Source organism: Mesorhizobium sp. NZP2234, assembly GCF_013170765.1.
Lineage (GTDB): Bacteria > Pseudomonadota > Alphaproteobacteria > Rhizobiales > Rhizobiaceae > Mesorhizobium > Mesorhizobium loti_D.
This window is the reverse complement of the sequence record NZ_CP033364.1, coordinates 6,013,197-6,034,141: the sequence shown is the minus strand read 5'-3', so window position 1 is coordinate 6,034,141 and position 20,945 is coordinate 6,013,197. Positions and strand designations below refer to the sequence as shown.

Below are 20,945 nucleotides of genomic sequence, written 5' to 3'. Positions count from 1 at the left end.
CGAGGCCACAGGGTTGGCTGCTTCATTTCAAACGTCTTAACACCGCGCCCACATCCATTTATGCGAGCCCTACCTGGTTCGTCCCTGTACAATCCGGTCAATGATCATGGCGCACAGTAGGATCGCGAAGCCTGCCATAAGGCCCTGCCCCACGGCTGCGTATTGAAGGGCGTTCAAGACATCCTCGCCTAGGCCCTTCGCGCCGATCAGCGATGCGATGACAACCATCGAAAGGCACATCAGGATCGTCTGATTGATCCCAGCCATGATGGATGGCATCGCGAGCGGAAGGTCCACGCGTGTCAAGACAAACCATTTCGTGGCACCATAAGCTTGCGCTGCTTCCCGAATGGCCGGAGGGACGCCTTGCAAGCCAAGCGCGGTCAAGCGCACTACGGGCGGCGTACCGAAGATCAGCGTGGCTATGACTCCGGGCGGCTTACCAATGCCGAACAAAGCAATGACCGGGATAAGATAAACGAAGGCGGGCATCGTCTGCATGAAATCGAGCACCGGCCGCAGCGCCGTGTAGACGCGCGGCCGGCGCCCGCACCAGATGCCGAGGGGGATGCCGATCACCAGGCAGAGGATCGCGGCTGTGCCCAGCAGAGCGACTGTTTCAAGGCTCTTTTCCCAGAAACCAAGGACGGCGAGATAGGCGAGTGCCGCGGCGGTGAAGATAGCGACGCGCGGCCCGGCTAGTTGCCAGGCCAGAATGAGGATGATCGCCATGGTCACAGGCCACGGCATTCCCGTCAGCGCGTAGGACAGCCCGTCCAGCACCAGGGAGATGGCTCCGGTTATCGCACCAAAAAAGCCTTCTCCAGCATGGGAAATCCCCTCCATCAGCCCATCCAGGGTCGAGGACAGGGCAGCCTGCCAGTCGCGATTTGACGGCGCGACCGTAAGCCAGGCGGCCGGCGCCGCCCCGGCAAAGCGATAGGCTGAGAACCCGTAAGCCAGAATGCAGAAAACGAGAGCGCACAGCGAAAGAGGGTAGCTGATTCCGTGCCCCATCGTGGGCGTCGATCGCCATCGCGCAAACCGTCGCTCAAGCAACCGGTTGGCAAGAAAGCCGCTCGCAAGCTTGGCCAGCAGCAACGTGAAGAGGCCCAACCCTATCAGCAGGGGGGCCTTCCCCTTGGCTGCGTCCGCCTGCGAATTCGCGGCGTCTGCCGCCTTCTGCAGGGCTGCCGCCGACGATTTCAAGCCCGCGGCATTGTCCGCTCCCGCTGCCTCCGCGGCCTTTGCCTGTTCTTCGCGTGCTGTCGCCTGCTTGGTCAGCCGCTCGGCGCGTGCCTGTTCGGCCGTGCCAAGGTTGCCGGCGACGCCAACGCCGATTTGCACGACGGCGAACATCTCGAGGAAAAAAGCGATCCAGAACAGGACCACGATGCCACGGGCGGCGGCCCATACCGGCCCGAGCAGGGCTGCAGTGACATTGAACGGCCAGACGGAGTTGCGCGCGCGCCTTATGCGCGCGAACGCATCGACATAATAGGCCGGGTTTTGAACAACGAATTCCGCGACGAGACGATTCTCCGCCGATCGATCCTGCTCGAGCGGCTGTTTGGAAACCGGATCATAGGCGTTCACGACCGTCCGCCCTTTCGCAACCCTTCTAGAAGGACCTGCCGGTCGACGATACCGCCAACGACCCCGTCGCCGTCTATCACCGCGAGCGGCGCGGCATCTCGCGCCGCGAGTTCCACAAGCTCGCCCAGTGGCTGCTGGGAACTCACCTTGCGCAATCGCTCTAGGTCCAGCCCTGAAGGGTTCCGCCTTCTGAAGCTCTCGACAGGTTCCATGATGCGACCGGCGGTGATCACCTTCAGCCGCGATATGTCCGCGACGAACTTGGCGACATAATCGTGCTTGGGAACGGTGACGATATCCTCGGGCGTGTCGATCTGGATGATGACGCCATCCTTCATGATGGCGATGCGGTCGCCGATGCGGATCGCCTCGTCGAGATCGTGGGTGATGAAGACGACCGTTTTGCCCATCGAACGCGACAACGCCAGGAATTCATCCTGAAGCTGCCGCCGGATCAAGGGGTCGAGCGCGCTGAACGGTTCGTCCATCAGGAGAATCGCCGAATCCGCCGCGAGCGCGCGGGCCAGCCCTACGCGCTGCTGCATGCCGCCCGACAGTTGGTGGCAATAGCGGTCGCCCCAATCGGAAAGATTGACCTTGGCGAGCGCTGCCTCGGCAACATCAAAACGCTGCTGCTTGCTGGCCCCCTGGATCTCTAGGGGAAGCGCCACGTTGTCGCGCACGGTCCGGTGTGGAAGCAGCCCGAAACTCTGGAACACCATGCTGATCTTGCGCGACCGCAGCGCCCTCAGTTCGGCCGGAGCTTTCGCCATGATGTTCTCGCCGTCGACGAAAATCTCTCCGGCGGAAGGTTCGAGAAGGCGGTTGATGTGGCGGATCAGCGTCGATTTCCCGCTGCCCGACAGGCCCATCACGCAGAAGATCTCACCCGGGCGGACCGATATGCTTACATCGGCTACGCCCACGACGCAGCCGAAGCGCTTGATGACTTCGTCCCTGTCCAGCCGATCGCGCTGGATGGCTGCCATTGCCTCCGGCGCGCGGGCGCCGAAGACCTTCCAGACCCCCCTCATCGCGATCGCGGTAGCGGCCGGATGAAGGTCAGTTTTCAACGATAAGGCCATGCCAAGGGGCGCCCACGATTATCCCATCTGATTTATCTTCAGGCTGCCAAGGACCGGTCAGCCAGCGGGCGCAATTCCAGCGCTTCGCGACGATCAGCGGCCGAACCACTTTGCGACGTCGCCGGGGTGAGCCTTGATCCACTCCTTGGCCACCTCGTCGGCAGGCTTCTTGTCGACGATGATCGCATAAGCCCATTTGCTGATGTCGTCCGGATTGAACTGGGTCCGCTCCAGCGCGGCGGCCAGATCGGGCTGACGCTGTGCAAGCGAGGCAGCATAAGCGACGTGCACGGTGGTGTCAGCATAGGCCGATGAGACTTTCGACTTTTCGAACCATTGAGGGTCATCGTTGGGCTGCACGACGACAAATTTTGCCGGATCATTTTTCGGCTCGGTCAGGAAAGCGAGCTTGTAGCGGGCGAAATTCTGGTGCGGGCTGTAGCAGTAGCCGACCCATGGCTTGTCGGCTTTCGCGGCGCGGTCGAGCGAAGCTGCCGCCACCGCCTCGTCGGTCACCTGTAAGTCGAAGAAATCGGCAAAGCCGTAGTCGCGGGCCCGAACCTTCTCGATGTTGGTCGATTGCCAGCCCGATGCGCCGATCCACATTTCGCCCTTGCCGTCGCCATTGGTATCGAACAGTTTGGCATTGTCGGGATTGGCGAGGTCGGAGACATCCTTGATGCCGTATTTGTCGACGGTGACCTGGGTGACGCAGTAGCCTTGCTTGGCCTCGTAGCCGTTCTGCGCCAGCTTCACGGTGCCGGCACCCTTTACGTATTTGTCGACCAGGCCCTGCTGATTCGGCAGCCAGACGTCCGGCCAGATGTCGACCTCGCCCTTGTTGCGTGCCATCGCCTCCCAGATCACTGGAACAGCGGTTGTGGTGACGGTCGAGATGTCCAGCCCGAGTTCCTGCTCGGCGGCGTCCTTGATGACGTTCATGACCGCCGTCGCGGTGGCGTAGTTAGGATCAGGCATCGTAACGTCAGCGGCGATCGCCGATGAGACGGGCGCGAGAAGCAGGACGCCGAAAGCTCTTTCAAGAAGGTGGTATTTCATGTCGTTCCCCAATCGAAGTTGCGCTGAATTCGTTTCAGTCTATTCAGCAGGTTAGCGGAACGTGCAGCCAATCCGTCCTAAATTTCCTCGCATTAGGAAAAACGATGGACCGCATAAGGCTACACATCGCGATGAAACGTCCCGCTCAGAAATAGGCCTGGTCAGGCTCGCTCGCCTTGCGTCCAGCGATGAAGGCCTGCAGCGCTTCGTCGATTGCCGGGTCGAGGCCGGGATCTTGATAGTCGTCGAGCAGCCGCTTCCACTGCCGGTTGGCGCGTTGTGCGGCGTCGAGCCGCCCGTCCTCGTTCCACTGTTCGAAGGAATTGTTATCGCTGCTGGACGACCGGTAGAACGCAGAGAGGAAATTGGACTGCGTATGCGCACTGCCAAGGAAATGCGACCCCGGTCCAACCGCTTCGATCGCTTCCATCGCCTGCGCATTGACCGAGAGATCGATGCCCTCGAACAGGCTGGCGACCTTACCGCAGAGATCAGCGTCGATGATGGTCTTCTCGAAGCCGGTGACCAGTCCGCCTTCCAGCCAGCCGGTGGCGTGATTGATCACGTTGGCGCCGGCAAACATCGACATTAGAATGCCCCACGTCGCTTCCTGTTCGGCCTGGGCGTCGGGAAGCTTGGAGGCCGACAATGAGCCGACCGTGTGGAACGGCACACCAACGCGGCGCGCCAGCTGCCCGCATGCAAGCACCATCTTTCCCGCTTCCGGCGTTCCGAATGTCGGCGCGCCGCTCTGCATCGAGATGGTGCTGGCGAAGCTCCCCATCAGGCACGGCGCTCCCGGGTTGATCAACTGCACGAGAGAGAGACAGGCGAGCGCTTCGGCCAGCACCTGCGCCAGCGTGCCGGCGACCGTGCAAGGGCTCATCGCGCCGGCCAGCGTCCAAGGCGTGCACGCGACCGGCTGGTTGTTGCGAGCATAGACCTTCAAAGAGCCGGACATGTTGGCGTCGAGAACGAGCGGCGCATTGGTGTTGGCCACGTTGTAGAGCACGGCGTTGTTGGCGACGAATTCCTCGCCGAAGACGATCTTGGCCATGTCGACCGCATCCTGTGCCCGCTTGGAACCGATGAAGGCGCCCATGAACGCCCGGTCCGAATGACGGATATGCGTGTAGAGCATGTCGAGGTGCCGCTTGTTGGCCGGCAGGTCGACAGGCTCGCAGACGACGCCACCCGAATGGTGCAAATGCGGGATCATGTGGTGGATCTTCACCAGGTCGCGAAAGTCGCCGATCGTGGCATAGCGCCGGCCCCGGTCGAGGTCGTGGACGAAAGGCGGCCCCCAGGACGGGCATAACACGGTGTTGTCGCCGCCGATCATAACCGTATTGGCGGGATTGCGGGCATGTTGCTTGAACTGGGATGGAGCGGTGGCGCGGATGATCTTGCGGCACATGCCCGGCTCGAAGCGTACCCTCGTGCCCTGCACGTCGGCGCCCGCGTTGCGGAAGAGATCAAGGATTTCGGGATCGTCATGGAACTCCATTCCGATTTCCTTGAGCAGCCGGTCGGCGTTCGCCTCGATCAGGCTCAAACCTTCTTCGTCCAGGATATTGAAGGTGCCGATCCTGCGATTGATATAGGGACGGCGCGGCGCCTGCTGCGCGGTACGGCTGCCCTGTCTTCCAGCACGGCCCCCGGTTCGTGGCGCTGACGTTTCGGTCGTGATCGTCGCATCCTTGTCCATTTTCTTCTCCGATCTCAGGCAGGGGTCAAGGCAACCGGTTCGCCGGCACCGAGGCCGCGAACGCGCAAATTGCCGGGATCGTAAGGGGGTTCTGGCAGTTCTCGCGCCGGGAACTCCTTGCCCAGGATGGAGACGGTCAGCCCATCCGCCGAGATGCCTGGCCGCAGATAGGCAAGGGCAACGGTCTTGCCGATGCGGAAGCCGTGGGCGCCGGACGTGACGATGCCGACAGGCCGATCCGCCTGCATGACAGAATGGGCGTAGAAGGGCAGCTGTTGACCGTCATCGTCGATTTCAAGAAGAACCATTTTCCAGGCGCCGTCGCCAACGCGTGCGAGCATGGCCTCGCGGCCGACGAAAGCGCGCCCCTCGGTTTTGACCAGAGTGTCGAGTCCGGCTTCCAGCGGCGTTCGCTCCGTCGTCAGATCAGCGCCCCAGGCGCGATAGCCCTTCTCCAGCCGCATCGCGTTCAGGGCGTAGATACCGAACGGCCGCAGGTCGAAACGCCGGCCGGCCCTCGTAAGCGCATCATAAAGATTGCCGACCTGCACAAGCTGGACGTGGAGTTCCCATCCCAACTCGCCGGCATAGGAGACCCTGAGGGCCGCGGCCTTGATGCCGGCGATGCGAATGATCTGGGCCGAGAGCCAGGGGAAAGCAGGATTCGACAGGTCGACCTCGCTCACCGTTTCGAGCAGGTCACGGGCGCGCGGGCCCATGATGGCCAGCACGCCGCGCTTTTCGGTTACGTTCTCGATCGTGACGTCCGCAAAGGCGGCTGCGCGCACGCGCAGCAGATCCTCGTCGTGCCTTTCGGCGACCGCCGCGCTGGTGAGATAAAAGGCCTCGTCGCCAAGGCGCGTCACGGTGAATTCCGAGGCAACACCGCCCTTTGACGTCAGCGCGTGGACGAGGCCTATGCGGCCCTGGCGTGCCGGCGGCCGATTGGCGCCGAGAGAAGCCATGAATGCGCCGGCGCAAGCGCCGGTGATCTCGAACTTGGAGAAGGCCGACAGGTCGATGACGCCGACGCCGTCGCGCACGGCAAGGCATTCGTCCCGCACCGCATTGAACCAGCCGGGCCGGCGAAAGGTAAGCGGCACGTGTCGATCGCCTCCGCCGGCGGCGAACCAGTTCGGCCGCTCCCAGCCATAGGCGGCACCGAGCACCGCTCCCTGGTCTTTCTGCATGTCCAGCGCGGGCGTCGTGCGGCGCGGGCGTCCGGCTTCACGTTCCTCATTGGGAAAATGAATGCCGAATTGCAGGCCGAATCCTTCGACCGCCTTGTCGATGCGATAATCGCGGTCGGCATAATTGCCGAAGCGGCGCGGATCGATGGCGAGCGCATCGCTTGGCGGCGCACCGCCGACGATCCAATCGGCAAGGAAGCTTCCGGCGCCGCCGCCTTCCATGACACCCATGCTCGACCCGGTCAGCAGCCATGCATTGCCGAGACCGAAGGCCGGGCCGATCAGCGGATTGGCATCCGGCGTGAAGGTGATTGGACCATTGACCACCGTCTTGATGCCAGCGTTGGCGAGCGCGGGAACGCGCTCCATCGCCAGTGCAATGATGTGCTCCACGCGGTCCAGATCGGGCGGCAGCAGTTCCATGCCGAACGCCGGCGGGACGCCGTCGACCGCCCAGGGCTGGGCCGACTTCTCGTACGGGCCGACAATGTAGCCGTCGCGCTCCTGGCGAAGATACCAGCTCTCCTCCGGATCACGGATGATCGGCAGTTCCTTGGCCCCGGCGGCGATGCGGTCCGCAATCTCTGAAACGGTGTCGGTCACGACATATTGGTGCAGCATCGGCACGACTGGCAGGTCAAGACCCATCATGGTGCCAATCTCGCGGCACCAGGTGCCGGCGGCGTTCACCACATGCTCGGCAACAATGTCGCCTTGCGCCGTGCGCACAAGCCACTCGCCCGATGCCTTGCGCTCGATTGCCAAGACCTGATTGTGGCGGATGATCTCGGCACCTCGCGAGCGCGCGCCGACCGCCATCGCATTGGTCGCCAACGTCGGGTCGACATGACCATCATTGGGTTCGAAGATCGCACCGATGATGCCTTTCGTCACGCAGAGCGGATAGATGTCCTGGAGTTCACGCGGGCTCAGGATATGGAAATCATGACCGACGAACCGGCCGAGGCCTTGCACATGGCGGAATTCATCCATTCGATCCTTTGACCGGGTGATGCGCAGTGCGCCGCTTGGGTGAAAGCCGGTCGGCAGCCCGGTTTCGGCTGTCAGTGTTTCCCGGTAAAGCCGCACCGAATGAGCGCGCATCGCCATGATCGTGGCGTTGTGGGCGAAATGCGTGCAAAGCCCCGCCGCATGCCAGGTGGAGCCTGCGGTGAGCTCATGCTTCTCGACAAGGGTGACGTCGCTCCAACCACGCTTGGAGAGATGGTAGAGCAGGGACACGCCCATGGCGCCACCGCCGATGATCACGACGCGGGCATGCTGTCTCATGAGTTTCTCTCCTCGCGTGGGCGCATCCTGGCGCCAGTCGGATCATAGGGGGGCCTGTCGAGCGGCCGGAGCGCATGGCGTGTGCCGGCGACTGCGATTTCGTAGCGGGACGCCTGCATCCGCGCCGCTGTCTCGCCGGGCTCGCAAGTGATGTAGCCAAGGCAAAGGCTCAAGTCGGTGCGGAAACCAAGACCGCCCGACGTCGTCAAGCCGGCAAGCTTTCCGTCCCGGTAGATGGGTTCGTCATGAAGAAGGAGCGGGTTGGCGTCCACCACCGCGAAGTGCATCAACCGGCGCTTCACGCCTTCGGCCTTTTGCGCCAGCAGCGCTTCACGACCGATGAAATCGCCTTTCTTCCAGGATACGGCAAAGGATAGGCCCGCTTCCAAAGGGGTATCCTTTGGCCCGATATCGTGTCCCCAATGGCGATAGGCTTTTTCCAGCCGGCAGCCGTCCAGTGCATAGTGACCGCAGAAGACAAGACCGTGCGCGGCGCCTGCCGCCGCGAGCGTGGCCAGCAAATGTTGCGCGCACTCAACCGGCACGTAGAGCTCAAAGCCGAGTTCGCCGACAAAGCTGACACGCGTTGCCCGGACATCGGTCATTCCGATGTCGATGCGCCGCGAGGTCGAGAACGGAAACGCCGCATCTGAAAGATCGGCGTCGGTCAGGCTCTGCAGCAGTTCGCGCGAACGTGGCCCCATGACACCGAGGACGGCTTCGGACGATGTCAGGTCGAAGACCGAAGCATTGAGATCGAGATCCTGTGCATGATGCCGAATCCAGGCAAGATCCTTCTGTCTCGTCGCCGCGCCGGAAATGACCCGGAATGTGTCCTCGCCACTTCGCAGAACCGTCACGTCGGCCTCGATGCCGCCTCGCGGGTTGAGAATTTGCGTATAGACGGCGCGGCCTTCGGCGACATCGATGTCGTTGGCACACAAATGCTGCATCAGCTTCACCGCGTCGCACCCGGTGACCTCAAGCTTGGTGAAGGGAGAGAGCTCAAACAGGCCGACGCCTCGAGACATGCGGTCGACTTCGGCCTTGGCGGCAGCCCACCATTTTTGGGCGCCCACGGAATAGTTGGGGGTCCGACCGGCCTCATCCTGGCCGAACCAGAGCGGACGTTCCCAGCCGGTTGGCGCGCCAAACACGGCACCGGCATCGGCGAAGGCCTGGTGAAAGCCGGAACGCCTGATATCGCGTCCCGCGGTCGCCTGCTTGTAGGGCCAGTGCATGCGAAAGAGATCGGCGACCGCCTCCTCCATCCTGGCCCCGACGAAGGACCGCGCCGCAGCGGACCGGTCGAAGCGGGCAATGTCGAGCGCCCACAGATCGAGGCCGGGTTCTCCGTCGACGATCCATTCGGCCATAGCCTTGCCCGCTCCCGCCGACGACATCATGCCGGTCGAGTTGAAGCCGGCGGCGACATAAAAACCGCGCAGATATGGTGACTCTCCCATGAGCGGCCTTGTGTCGGGTGTGAAACTCTCCGGGCCATTCATGAAGTGCCTGATGCCGGTTTCGGAGAGCGCCGGCAGAAGCTTCAGCCCAGCCGACATGAACGGCTCGAACTGATTCCAATCCTCGGGCAATTCGAGGAAAGGCCTGCTGCCCGCCGGTCCGCGAATGTCAAAAATCTTGGCATTCGGCTCGAACCCGCCAAGGACCAGCTTTCCGGAATCACCCTTGATGTAAATGCATTCATCAAGGTCGCGAACGATCGGGAACGGATCCTGCAGGCCCGCAACCGGCTCCGTCACCACATACATATGCTCGACGGCCTGCAGCGGCACGGGTACGCCGACAAGAGCGCCGATATCGCGTGCCCAGGCGCCGGCGCAGTTCACGACCGTCTCGCAGTCGATAATAGTGCCGGAAGCGAGCTTGACGCCGGCGACGCGGCCGTTCTTCGTCACGAAGCCTGCGCAGGCCACCCCCTCCAGGATACGAATGCCGGCGACACGGGCGCGTTTTGCATAGGCCGCGCAGATGTCGACTGGATTGGCCTGACCGTCTTCCTCGACCCACAGCGCACCCTCGATATCGTCGACGACGATACCGCGCACGCGCTCCGATATGCTGGCTTGATCGACGATCTCGACCTTCAGTCCGCAGACATCGCCCATATGCGCGATGCGTTTCAGCTCGTCCATCCGCTCCGGCCGTCGCGCCAGCCAAACGCCGCCCGTCCGCCGATAGCCGGAGGCCTGTCCGGTCAGTTCCTCAAGGCGCGGAAACAGTTCCGTCGCGTACTGCGCAAGCTTCGTCAGGTTGAGGCTGGCGCGCAGCGGGCCGACGATCCCGGCGGCATGCCAGGACGTGCCGCTGGTCAGTTGGTTGCGCTCCAGCAGGACCACATCGGTCATCCCGAGTTCGGCGAGATGATAGGCGATGCCCAGGCCGATGACGCCGCCGCCAATGATCACGATGCGTGCGCTGTCATTCACCGAGTCGATACCTTTGTTGGTTGCAACGGCGCGATCTTTTCCATCGAACCACTTGCACTCAACCGAATTTTTGCAACATTAGGAAAACTTATGAAGCCTCGATGCGTTGGGAGTTGGTAAGTGAAGACCGGCAGTTTCGATTTCAATCTGTTCCGATCCATCGAGGTTTTCGCCGCCGTGGTCGAGACAAGACATGTCACCCAAGCCGCGCAAATGCTGGGCATGACGCAGTCCGCAGCGTCCCAGCATCTGAAGAACCTGGAGACCGCCCTTGGCGTCAGCCTGATCGATCGCAACCTCAGGCCGATCGAACTTACCAAGGCGGGAATAGCACTTCATCGGCGCGCCATCGTCATACTGGCCGAGGTCGAGGGGCTTCGCACGGATGCGCGCCGCGTCAATGCCGCGCCGCTGCCACTGCTGCGCGTCGCTCTCCTTGCATCCATCGCCACAACATTGGCGCCAGCCCTGTCCGTGCTTGCCCGCAAGACCTTCGGCATTCCCGAGCTCAGCCTCTTCGCGGGCCTGGCTACGGACCACGTTGCCTTGCTGCGGGCCAGGCGAGCGGATCTCGCCGTCACATCCGGCGAACTCTTTGAAATCGAAGGCCTTACGCGCTATCCGATCATGACTGAGAAGTTCTTGCTGGTGACGCCGAAAGGGTTCGCGGGGGATGTCGGTGACATAACGAAGCTTTCGAAGAAGCTCGCCTTCGTACGGTTTTCGCGCGAGACACCGGTGGGGCTGCGGGTCGATCAGCATTTGAGCCGGCTGCGCATCGAGATACCCCGCTCCATGGAAGGAGACCGCTCCAGTGTGGTGATGGCACCGGTCGCGTCCGGTATGGGTTTTGCGATCCTGACGCCAACACTGCTCATCGATGGCCTGGCCGAAGGCATGGAGATTGATGTACACCCCTTGCCCTTCACCGGACTGACGCGCAACATCCTGCTCGTCGCGCGGGAGCGCGAACTGGGGAACCTGCCGGAAGCCTTCGCCGCGCGCACCGCCGAAGTCCTGACCCAAGCGATCAGCGCACGCCTGCCCGACCTTCCCGCCGACTGCTACGTCGTCGACAGTCCCGCATCGCATGACTAATCGGCTCCATCATTTATCCTGATGGGCGATTTTGCCCCGTGCGCGCCCTTCACATTCTGTGTTCAATCCCCCCGGTTTCAAACACGCAGGAGGCGGGCATGAATGCTCCTCACGTTCATTCGAATCTGGAGGTCGACTGGTCGACCGAGTCCATCGTCGAGCGAAGGAACCGCTTCTATTCCGCTTCGCAGCGGAAGTTCGTTCCCTACAAGGAGCCGCTGATCCTGAAGCGTGGAAAAGGCCAATACGTCTGGGACGAAAAGGACCAGAAATACATTGACCTTCTTGGCATGAACCTTTGCATTTCGGTCGGCCATGCCCACCCGCAGGTGGTGAAGGCGGCCACCGAGCAACTGGCTGAACTGACCCACTGTACGACGATGTTCTATCATCCGGTTCCCGCCCAGTATGCCGAGGAACTCGCTGCAACGATGCCTGCGGGGCATGACTGGGTGGTGCATTTCACAAACAGCGGCGCGGAAGCAATCGATCTCGCCTTGCTGATGGCGCGCACGCATACGGGCAATATCGACATGCTTGCGCTTGCCTCGAGCTATCACGGCGCCACCTTCGGGGCTCAGTCGGTGACCGGAATCTCGGGATTTCGTCACCCCGTCCCCCAGCTTGGAGGCGTGACCTTCGTGGCCGAGCCCAACCAATATCGTGGCGCTCATGGCGAAGGGGTCGAGCCGTATCTGGGCGAGGTCGAGCGCGCCATAGCCAGTTCGACCAGCGGCCGGCTTGCCGGGATGATTGTGGAGCCGGTCCAGGGCTACGGCGGCATCGTACCGATGCCCCAGGGCTATATTTCTGGCGCTTTCGAACGCGTTCGCGCAGCCGGTGGCGTTTGCATCATTGATGAAGTGCAATCCGGCGTCGGACGTACGGGCGATGCCTTCTGGGCGTTCGAATCCCATGGCGTCGTTCCTGATATTGTCGTTGTCGCCAAAGGCGTCGGCAATGGCATCCCGCTGGGCGCCGTCATCGCGAAGCGAGACGTCGCCGAGTCCATGGCTGATAAATTCCTGTTTCATACCTACGGAGCCAATCCTGTCGCATGCGCTGCCGGACGCGCGGTGCTCAAGGTCATCCGTGAAGAACGACTGCAAGAGAATGCACGCGCCGTTGGCGGCGCCCTGAAGACGAGACTGGAGGAACTCAAGAAGCAGTATCCCTTGATCGGCGACATCAGAGGACAAGGTTTGATGCTTGCGATCGAACTGGTGAAAGACGGGACTACGAAGGAACCTGCACCGGAGGCGGCAATCGCGGTATTCGAGGAGACCCGACGCAACGGCCTCGTTGCGAGCCGCTCGGGTCCCTACCGGAACGTTATCCGTATGTGCCCGCCACTTTGCCTTTCGATGGCGGATGTCGAGGACGTAATGGACCGCTTCGTCCGCAGCTTCCGGACAGCGACACTCTGATGACTGATATCCGCGTTCGATGGGCAACGGAGAGTGAATCGAATAGTGGCCATCCGCCGATCCTCTCTCCAAGCCCGAAAGCTGCCGTACGCTCACCTTCGGGCGGCGGCTAACATGAACATTTTCCGACCGATAGCTTTTGGCAAAATCGGGCGTTGATAGCTGATTACAGCGAGGTCAGCCGAATTGCGGATTTGATTGCGCTCTGGTGGCAACATGATGCGCCGATCGGCCCGGATGAAAACCCGTATGGAGGAAGCGACCCCTCGCGAGTCCTGCAGCGGTTACTGGATTTTTGCCTCTCTCGCAGTCTTCACGTCGTTTAGGCCCTTCAGGGCCTCGCGGCTCCCAGTCCCAGCGGCGGCGCGGAAAACCTGCTCGGCATCGGCAAAGCGGCGTAGCTTCAGATAGGCATAGCCGCGCAGTACCATGAGGCCCGTGCGCTCCGGCGCAATGCGCGACCGCTCATCCAGCGCCATGATCGTCTCGACATAACGGCCTTGATCGAAGGCGCTGTTGGCCTGGTCTTCCAGGAGTGCTGTCTTTAGTTGCGCGCTACGGTCGGCATCTTGCGGCGCCTTGGACGCCGCGACCGCGGCCATATCCGACAGTCCGGCGCGCAGGTACGCTAGGCTTTGCCCGTAGGCGGCATCAGCGCGGGTCTTGCCGGTACCGTGCAGAGCCACTTCGAAAGCCGCGACCGCCTCCATCGGCCGGTTCGCGCCCATCAGGCACCAGCCCCGCGTCAACGCCCGAGCCGGCGCCAACCCGGTCGGGTCAAGTGTGCTGGAGCAGCCGCGCGCCTGCTGTTTTGTCATTCCGCCCACCCGCACATTGTCCTGGCCTGTGCCGGTCTGGTTTGTCGCCTGCTCCCGGCTGGCACGTTGACGCGCGCGCGCGCCGGTCCCCGCGCCCTTGCCGAACGCCGACGTCTCGATGCTTCGCTCGCCCACCGTGGGGATGCGTTCGGAACGTCCCGCCCAGGCGGCCTGTATGGCCCGCGCGCCGGCCTTGTCGCCGGTCTTCCACAGCGTCAGCGCCAGCCCATAGGCGGAAGGTTCGTCGTCTGGCTTCCAGTCAAGCGCCAGCTTGAACCATTGTGCCGCCGTTTGCGATTGGTTGAGGCCGTCCGCATACCAACCCAGTTGTTGCGCGGCGGCGGCGTCCTTTGCTGCATAGATGGCCTGGACCATGCGCTGGAGCACGTCCGGACTAATTGGCGCTTGCGGCGTCACCGCCAGCAGATTGGCTACCGCGGCCAGGTAGACGCGACGCGTGTCGTCGTTGGTGTCGCGCCAAGGATAGAGGATGTCCTCGGCATCGGCCGAGCGCTCCTGTTGGATCAGCGCCAATGCCAAGCCCTGCGAGGCGGCGGCCGTGTTTTCCTTGTCATGGGCCTTGCGAAACCAGTTTTCTGCCTCTTTCGGGTTCTCACGGCGCACGAAGTACCAACCCAGCAGCAGGTCGTCGGAGGACAGGCCGTCCTGATCTGCCAGCGTCTGGACGGTGGCGATGTCCGTCGGCGCCACGATTAGCTTCGGATCGGCATCGCCATTGGCCAGGCTTTGCCTCGCAATGTCGTTGCGCACGCTTGCGAACTCACCTTTGCCGTCTGCTGTCTTCTGCTCGGTCGCGAGAAGCTGGTCCAGGTCCGCTCGTGACAGCAGCGGCAGCGCCTTTTGGATGGTGGCGACACGTTCCTCGGGTTTCTTGCAATTGTTCAGCACGTAAAGATAGGCGTCGCGCGCACGGTCCTTGCGGTCCGTCTGCGCGAAGGCTTCCGCGACCCGCCACAGCACATCGACATCACCGCAGGTCAACAGGCTGGAATTGGCCGACCCGATACGGATGACGGTGTCGTATTGCTTGAGGTCGGACGCGTTGACCAGTTGTTCCCTGGCCTCCGCGACGGCCAGCCGGGCGAGCAGATCCGGCGGGGCCTGCCAGCCCGGTTGCGCGGCCTGCCTGTCGGCGATGGCCTTGCGCACCTCGGCGAGCTTGCCCTCGGAATAGAGTTTCCAGATCTGGTCAAGTCGCGGGTCGCCTGCCTGGCTGGGCGCCAGTGGGTTCTCCGGCGGTGTCCATTGCGGATACAGTGCCTTCAACCTGGCGATCTCCGCCTCGAGCCGTCTCGTGTCGCCCTTGGACGCGAAATAGCGCAGCGCCGTTTCGTCAACTTGTGGCGGCGGCGTGGCAGCGGAATTCGCCGCTGGAGGACCGGTCGTGGACGCCGAATTCGTCGTTGGGGCAGTCGTCGTCGCGCTCCGCCCCGCCTGCGCGACCGTTGGCGGCTGCGAGTAGCCTGCCTGCGATTGTCCGCCGCCGGTGGCGATTTGAACGTCACTCGGAATCGGCGGAACCATATCGAAATAACCGCCGTGGAGCGCGACCGCTCCGAGTAGCCCTATACCGGCGGCCGTGAGCATGAACAGCTTCATAGGCACTCCGGTTCGTGACGCCGTGCATAGGAGAGCGCAAGCAGATGCAAGGTCGAGGGATAGTAGTCGGTCGGGGCAAATGACTGCACGCTGTCAGGCAGTTTCTTGCCGTCGATGACGCAGGCGACCAGCGCTGGGATGATGCGGTAGCCCGCATCGTCGAGCAGTTGCCGCGTCTGGCCGTTGGCGACGTCGACGATGCGCAGCCTCCCTTCGGGGTCGGCCATATGCACTGCGAACGGCTCCAGCAGTGCACGGTCGCGAATTCCCGCGCGGATGAGATAAAGCGGGATGCGGATCGCGTTGTAGCCAAAATCCTGGGGAAACCCGTCGGCGGCGCGTGGCGCAGCCTTCAGCGACACCCAGTCCGGCGGCAGGCCCGCTTCCCCGATCTTCATTGTGGTCGCGATCAGGGCGCGGCCATTGTTGGCCAGCTCGCGCCACGGACCGTCCGGCGCCAGCTCGGCCATCACCGGCAGTGCCTCGAACACCCAATAGGACGGGTTGACGACGGGACCATCCTGGCGGTCGGCGGCGCCGAACCCGGCATTGCCAGGCTTGAGCAGAACAGCATCGCCCACCCGTTCCAGGCCGCCTGCGGCCAGCGCCGAGGCGATCGTGGCGGCGGCGGTGGTCAGGTCGGGGCGACGCCAGGCGGATCCGGCGAGCGCCAGCCCATAGGCGATCAGCAGATCGCCATCGGTAGCGTTGTTGGTGTCGGTTACGCGCGGCGTCGCGGAGGGGTCCCATTTCCAGGCCGCCAACCCGTCATTCCGCAACAGCATCTCGGTGCGGGTAAATGCCCAGATGCGATCGAAATCACCCCTGTTGTCGGCAAGATATGACAAGAGCAGTCCGTATCCCTGACCTTCGCTGTGACTGATGCCGGCATTGGCATTGTCGACGATTCGGCCGGCCGGGTCGAGGAACTTGTCCCGGTAAAGGGTCCATTCCGCCGTGGTGATGGCTGCGCCTGCCACCGCGGGCGCGGATTGGGCGGTCAGGATGGAAACCATCGCTGCCAGCATCATCACCCTCAGCCTACTCATCGTCTCCTGCCCAGAGAACCGAGCAGAACGGATGTGGCGAAGCCAAGCAGGATCGACAGCACAATCAGCACCACGGCATAGGACAGCGCATTGGCTGAGAGCCAATTGGCGATGATCAGGCGATAGTTCGACAGCGAAAACGGCTGTGTCTCGACGAAGTCGAAACGGGTGGCGGGCATGGAAACAACCTTATCGTCTCCAGCATCCACAGAGGTGATATGACCCGTCATTTTGCGCCAGGCGCTCTGACCGCTCAAGGACCGCACACCGTCCTGCAACGCATTGACGGATGGCGCCGTGACCAGCGTCCAGGTTGCCTCGCCCGTTGGGCTCTCTTGCTGGGCCACGACGATGCCCACACTTCCCTGCGGCGCAAACGGTGCCTCCGGCCCAGGGAATATGCGTAACGAATTCATCGAGATGTTGAAAGTCCGACTCATCCAGTCCTCGAACGAACTGACCTGGCCGCGCCAGCCGCTGCCGCGCAGCTTTTCACGCCACTGGTTGAATGTCGCGTCGGTGTCGGGATGAATGGAGCTCACGCGTTCGCCCCATGTCGAGCCGGCGTCGCTCGCCACGCCCACCTGCGCCAGGACCGCCGCCGGCACTTGCGAAATAGCGCTGATGAACAGTGCATTCCTGTCGTTGACGGCGGTTGCCGCGCTCAACGTGTCGACCGGGATCAGGCGGCCCGCCGCGACCGACATGCGCGCCAAGAGCGTGACCCCGGCGGAGACCGTCTCGGGCTGTGTACGATCCATGATCAGCGGAGTCGCGTATTCGGCGATGCTGTAGGGATAGCCGGTTCCGCTTGTCCCCGCGAGATTGGGGATTCTGGCCACTCGCGCGAAGGCGGGCATCACGAATTCGGAGCTGTCGAATACGGCGAAACGTTGAGCGCCCTCCGCCGTGGCGCCGGGCGCGCAGATCGCGTCGACCCCGGTCATGAGTACAGCCTCGATGGCGATGGTGTTGTCGCCTGGTCTGAAGTGCCGCATCGTCACCTTGATCGGCAGGTGGCGCAGGATCTCGCCTCCCGAGGTGGTAATCGGCACGGTCGCCGCGATGCTGTCGTTGACATAGACGTCGATATGACTTCCCGGCAGCACTTGCTGCGAATAGGCGGCATCAAGCAGGATCGTCGCCTGACCGTAGGACTCGGCGTAGAAATCCGAAGGCACGCCCACCGCGAAGTCGGTGCGCACCCTGCGCCCGGCGAATTCGAGCGTGCTGACCCCCAGTTCGGAAAACGTCAATCGGCGTGGACCCAGCAGCATGGGGACGTCCGGCGTGCGCCATGTGCGCGTCGCAAGGCTGGTCCGCAGGCTGCCGCGCGGCCGGTCGACCTGCTTGGCGATGTCGTCGATAGCAAGGTCGACCGCCTGCCAACTCGGCCCGCTCACCACCAATGTCGAAGGGCCGAGCGTGGGATCGTCGATCAGCGTCGCGCTTGGCCCGGCCTCCGCGCTGGCTGGTACGGCCGCCAGCACCTTGGACAAGTCTGCGGCCGGCCCCAGGACGATATTTGCCACACCCGGCTTCGTCGCGGCGGGGCCGGCCTCGCTCACGGCGAAGGCCTGGTTGGGCATGTTAGCCATCAGCGCCATGGCCTCGCCAAGGCGCACCGCCGGCGCGGTGGAGACGGTCTGGCTCATCGACGGCACGATGAGGTTGAATGTCGTGGCGCCGGCTTCATCGACGCCGATGGCGCGCAGGTCCTCGACGCGTTTCCAGCGCCCGGCCTCGGGATCGTCGAAGGAAATGAAGGTCCTGCTCGTATCGATCTGCGTCCACAATTCATAGGTCGATTCGACGGTGCAATCGGTGCGGTGCCGCTGCACCGCGGACATGGTGATGTCGTTGAGGCCGGCATGCAGCAGCTTTGCCGGGATGGCGACAGACATATCGGAGGGATTGTCCGAGGAGGCGATCGGCGCATCGACGAGATCGCTGCCATTGACCGACACTTTCAGACGCGACGCTTCGGGCGCCACGACGACGGCGTTTTGATAGCCGAGGTGGAAGTCGGCCTTCGAAGCCGCCTGTTCCGGTGTCAGGAAGATCGACCAGGAGCGCCGCGAATATTCGCCGGAAAACACCAGTTCGGCGAACGGCACGACATAGCGTCGTGCGGAAGGCACGGCCGGTTGCGGCGTCGCGGCCGCCATCGGTGCTGTGCTACCCGGCGCGGACGCATCCGGCGGTGCAACAGGCGCGGCGGGTTGCGGCGCCGGCGTCACGATCGCCGGCGCTTCTTTCGACATGTCGAACGGGCTGGTCTGGGCCATGGCCGGCGACACGGCAAGCGCCAACAGCGCGATCGAAGCCAGACGACGTCTCATTGACGCTTCTCGGCAAGTGTTGCGACAGGTTCACCGCCGGTGCGGCCACGCAGGTCGCGCCAGAAATAGACCAGCCCGCGATAGGTCTGGAAAATCGCCAGCCGCAGGAACCATGCGGTGCCGCGCAGCAGGCCCGGGTTGCCCCGGCGCGAAAGCTGGAACTGCTCCCACTGCTTGGAGTTGGCGAAGATCAGATCGGCCACAAGGCGGTGGTGAACGGCTTCCGTCGGCTGGTAGAGGCAGCCTACCGCGATGCTGTCGGTTGTCCGTTCGAAGTTGCGGATTACCACCGGCAACACGGCTTCCGTGCCGTCGGCGAACAGCTTGAAGCGAATGCCGGCCGTGGCATCTTTGGCCAACTCTTCCAGGTTCGCGCCGAACACCAGCACGCGGGCACCGTTGGCGGACACATTCTCGATTGTGCCTTGCAGCCACCTGCCGCCGATCTCGAAATCGCAGCGCCGGCTGACCTTGACGCGCCTGGTCGCGGCGCGCTCTCCCCGCTCGGAGACGACGCCCAGTGCACAGCCGGCCATGATCAGGTTGATCAGGTTCCAGCCGCCCACCACCAGCGTCACGTCGGCCTTGAAAGGCTCGGCGTAAACCTTCCAGACCGTGACGAAGACGCCGACGAGCAGGATGCCGAAGATGGCGAAGAACGGCTTGCCTATCTCGGAAAGGCGGCTCGTCGCGATCGATTCATCCTTGGCGGTGACCTTGAAGGTCGGCTTTCGCGGATTGAGGATCACCGAAATCACAGCGGGCAGCAGATGCACCGTCTGCACATACTCATAGAGTTCCGAGACCCAGGGCCAGCGGAAGGCGCCGTAGAGGTAGTTCTGCATCATCAGATTCACGACCATGTAGGTGAGCGTGTAGGCCATGAACTCGCCGCCCGAGGCGGTGAATATCTGCAGGTCGAAGAAAAGGTAGAAGAGCGGCGCAACGAGAAAGATCGTGCGCGGGAACGGAAACAGCCAAAACAGCGTCGACGACATGTAGCACAGGCGCTGCGGTATCGAGAGGCCGCGCTTGAAGGGCGGAAACCGAAAGCGCAGGATCTGCATCATGCCTTGCGCCCACCGGCTTCTCTGGCCAATGAAGGAGGCGAAGGTCGCCGGCTGCAGGCCGGCAATCAACGGCTTATCGACATAGACGCTGTGCCATCCGCGCGAATGCAACTCAATTGCCGTTTCGCAATCCTCGGTGATGCTGACGCCGCTGAAGCCGTTGGTTTCCGCGAGCGCGGCGCGGCGCAGAACCGCGGCGGAGCCGCAGAAGAAGGATGCATTCCATTTGTCCAGGCCGCGCTGGATGATGCCATAGAACATCTCGTTCTCGGACGGCATCTTCTCGAAGGTGCGCAGATTTCGCTCGACCGGATCGGGGTTGAGGAAGAAGTGCGGCGTTTGCACCAGGAATAAGCGAGGGTCCTCATCGAAGTAGCCAACGGTCTCCTTGAGAAAATCACGCGCCGGCGCATGATCGGCGTCGAAAACCGCGATGAGTTCACCCGTCGAATGGGCAAGGCCGTTGTTGAGATTGCCGGCCTTGGCATGCTCGTTGCGGTCGCGCGTCAGATAGGTAACGCCGAGTTCCGCGCTCAGCTTCTTCAACTGGGCGTATCGCCGCTCGGCAATGTTGGCATCGCCGATCTTCTCGGAGTTGCGCTTTTGCAGCGTACCGCCATCGTCCAGCAGCCAGACCCGCACCTTGTCGGCCGGATAATCCATCCCCCTGGCCGCCGCCATCGTGTTGGCCAGCAGATCCGGGTCTTCATTGTAGGTGGGAATGAACACATCGACCTGTGGCAGCCTGTCGTTCATATTCGCTCGCGACGGGCGTGAGGGCAGCGGAAGCGCCACGACGAAAAGGCTGAGCGCCAGCATCATCACGCTGTACATTTCTGCGAGATAGAGCAGGAAGCCGGGGATGAAGTTCTCAAGCTGATTGATTGGCGGCAGCGTGCTGGTGGTGCGCCAATATACGTAGCGCATGACGATGGCAGTGCCGAAAGCGAGAGCAACCAGTCGCCAGATCCCATCAGGCCGGATGAGCTTTAACACCATCATGGCGAACAGCACGCACAGGCCGGTGACCAACTGGGTTTCCAGGCTGATCGGCAGCGTTACCAGTGTGATCACGCATACCGACGCCAGTGCCCAGAGGGCAATGATCAGCAATTTTCGCATTCATTGCGTCCTTGCATT

12 protein-coding genes are annotated in these 20,945 nt (G+C 62.7%); 2 read left to right on the top strand and 10 right to left on the bottom strand.

The annotated features are described in order from the left end of the window. Nucleotides 1-69: 69 nt before the first annotated feature. The 6 genes from EB230_RS29250 to EB230_RS29225 all read right to left on the bottom strand — a co-directional run bounded on the left by EB230_RS29250 (nt 70) and on the right by EB230_RS29225 (nt 10,381). Nucleotides 70-1,596 carry an ABC transporter permease subunit gene (locus EB230_RS29250; RefSeq protein WP_056566277.1) on the bottom strand — a complete coding sequence of 509 codons (1,527 nt, stop codon included), beginning with the start codon at nt 1,594-1,596 and terminating at the stop codon, nt 70-72. Beyond that, the gene (locus tag EB230_RS29245) at nt 1,593-2,630 is read right to left on the bottom strand and encodes a betaine/proline/choline family ABC transporter ATP-binding protein (RefSeq protein WP_210261328.1); all 1,038 of its coding nucleotides are present in this window, start codon (nt 2,628-2,630) and stop codon (nt 1,593-1,595) included. Before EB230_RS29245 ends, EB230_RS29250 begins: the two co-directional genes overlap by 4 nt. A gap of 144 nt (nt 2,631-2,774) precedes the next feature. After that, entirely contained in the window at nt 2,775-3,740 is a 966-nt protein-coding gene (locus EB230_RS29240) for a glycine betaine ABC transporter substrate-binding protein (RefSeq protein WP_172374447.1), read from the bottom strand. A 145-nt stretch (nt 3,741-3,885) separates the two neighbouring features. Beyond that, nucleotides 3,886-5,448 carry a trimethylamine methyltransferase family protein gene (locus EB230_RS29235; protein WP_056566282.1) on the bottom strand — a complete coding sequence of 521 codons (1,563 nt, stop codon included), beginning with the start codon at nt 5,446-5,448 and terminating at the stop codon, nt 3,886-3,888. Between the two features lie 14 nt (nt 5,449-5,462). Further along, complete coding sequence (locus tag EB230_RS29230; protein WP_065005675.1) at nt 5,463-7,928, bottom strand: FAD-dependent oxidoreductase; 2,466 nt, start codon at nt 7,926-7,928, stop codon at nt 5,463-5,465. Then, nucleotides 7,925-10,381, bottom strand: coding sequence for an FAD-dependent oxidoreductase (locus EB230_RS29225; RefSeq protein ID WP_210261327.1), 2,457 nt, complete (start codon nt 10,379-10,381; stop codon nt 7,925-7,927). Before EB230_RS29225 ends, EB230_RS29230 begins: the two co-directional genes overlap by 4 nt. A 120-nt stretch (nt 10,382-10,501) precedes the next feature. Here EB230_RS29225 and EB230_RS29220 point away from each other — a divergent pair, with 120 nt between their 5' ends. After that, nucleotides 10,502-11,479: a LysR family transcriptional regulator gene (locus tag EB230_RS29220; RefSeq protein WP_056566289.1), complete on the top strand. Its 978-nt coding sequence runs from the start codon at nt 10,502-10,504 to the stop codon at nt 11,477-11,479. A gap of 98 nt (nt 11,480-11,577) precedes the next feature. Next, nucleotides 11,578-12,906: an aspartate aminotransferase family protein gene (locus EB230_RS29215; protein ID WP_056566292.1), complete on the top strand. Its 1,329-nt coding sequence runs from the start codon at nt 11,578-11,580 to the stop codon at nt 12,904-12,906. 284 nt (nt 12,907-13,190) lie between these two features. On the opposite strand, the gene EB230_RS29210 is transcribed toward EB230_RS29215, so the two are convergent. Genes EB230_RS29210 through bcsA form a run of 4 tightly spaced genes read right to left on the bottom strand, consistent with a single transcriptional unit; the run spans nt 13,191 to nt 20,927 of the window. Next, nucleotides 13,191-15,344, bottom strand: coding sequence for a cellulose synthase (locus EB230_RS29210; protein ID WP_172374446.1), 2,154 nt, complete (start codon nt 15,342-15,344; stop codon nt 13,191-13,193). Beyond that, complete coding sequence (locus EB230_RS29205; RefSeq protein WP_056566300.1) at nt 15,341-16,393, bottom strand: glycosyl hydrolase family 8; 1,053 nt, start codon at nt 16,391-16,393, stop codon at nt 15,341-15,343. Before EB230_RS29205 ends, EB230_RS29210 begins: the two co-directional genes overlap by 4 nt. Then, the gene (locus EB230_RS29200) at nt 16,390-18,735 is read right to left on the bottom strand and encodes a cellulose biosynthesis cyclic di-GMP-binding regulatory protein BcsB (RefSeq protein ID WP_172374445.1); all 2,346 of its coding nucleotides are present in this window, start codon (nt 18,733-18,735) and stop codon (nt 16,390-16,392) included. Before EB230_RS29200 ends, EB230_RS29205 begins: the two co-directional genes overlap by 4 nt. Beyond that, nucleotides 18,732-20,927 (bottom strand): UDP-forming cellulose synthase catalytic subunit, encoded by a 2,196-nt coding sequence (bcsA, locus tag EB230_RS29195; RefSeq protein ID WP_056566305.1) that lies wholly within the window; start codon nt 20,925-20,927, stop codon nt 18,732-18,734. Before bcsA ends, EB230_RS29200 begins: the two co-directional genes overlap by 4 nt. Nucleotides 20,928-20,945 lie beyond the last annotated feature (18 nt).

Excerpts from the sequence above, each read along its gene's own strand:
- EB230_RS29245 (WP_210261328.1), bottom strand. The coding sequence starts at position 2,630 with ATGAGGGGGGTCTGGAAGGTCTTCGGCGCCCGCGCGCCGGAGGCAATG.
- EB230_RS29205 (WP_056566300.1), bottom strand. The coding sequence starts at position 16,393 with ATGAGTAGGCTGAGGGTGATGATGCTGGCAGCGATGGTTTCCATCCTG.
- EB230_RS29200 (WP_172374445.1), bottom strand. The coding sequence starts at position 18,735 with ATGAGACGTCGTCTGGCTTCGATCGCGCTGTTGGCGCTTGCCGTGTCG.
- EB230_RS29230 (WP_065005675.1), bottom strand. The coding sequence starts at position 7,928 with ATGAGACAGCATGCCCGCGTCGTGATCATCGGCGGTGGCGCCATGGGC.
- EB230_RS29235 (WP_056566282.1), bottom strand. The coding sequence starts at position 5,448 with ATGGACAAGGATGCGACGATCACGACCGAAACGTCAGCGCCACGAACC.
- EB230_RS29210 (WP_172374446.1), bottom strand. The coding sequence starts at position 15,344 with ATGAAGCTGTTCATGCTCACGGCCGCCGGTATAGGGCTACTCGGAGCG.
- EB230_RS29215 (WP_056566292.1), top strand. The coding sequence starts at position 11,578 with ATGAATGCTCCTCACGTTCATTCGAATCTGGAGGTCGACTGGTCGACC.
- bcsA (WP_056566305.1), bottom strand. The coding sequence starts at position 20,927 with ATGCGAAAATTGCTGATCATTGCCCTCTGGGCACTGGCGTCGGTATGC.
- EB230_RS29240 (WP_172374447.1), bottom strand. The coding sequence starts at position 3,740 with ATGAAATACCACCTTCTTGAAAGAGCTTTCGGCGTCCTGCTTCTCGCG.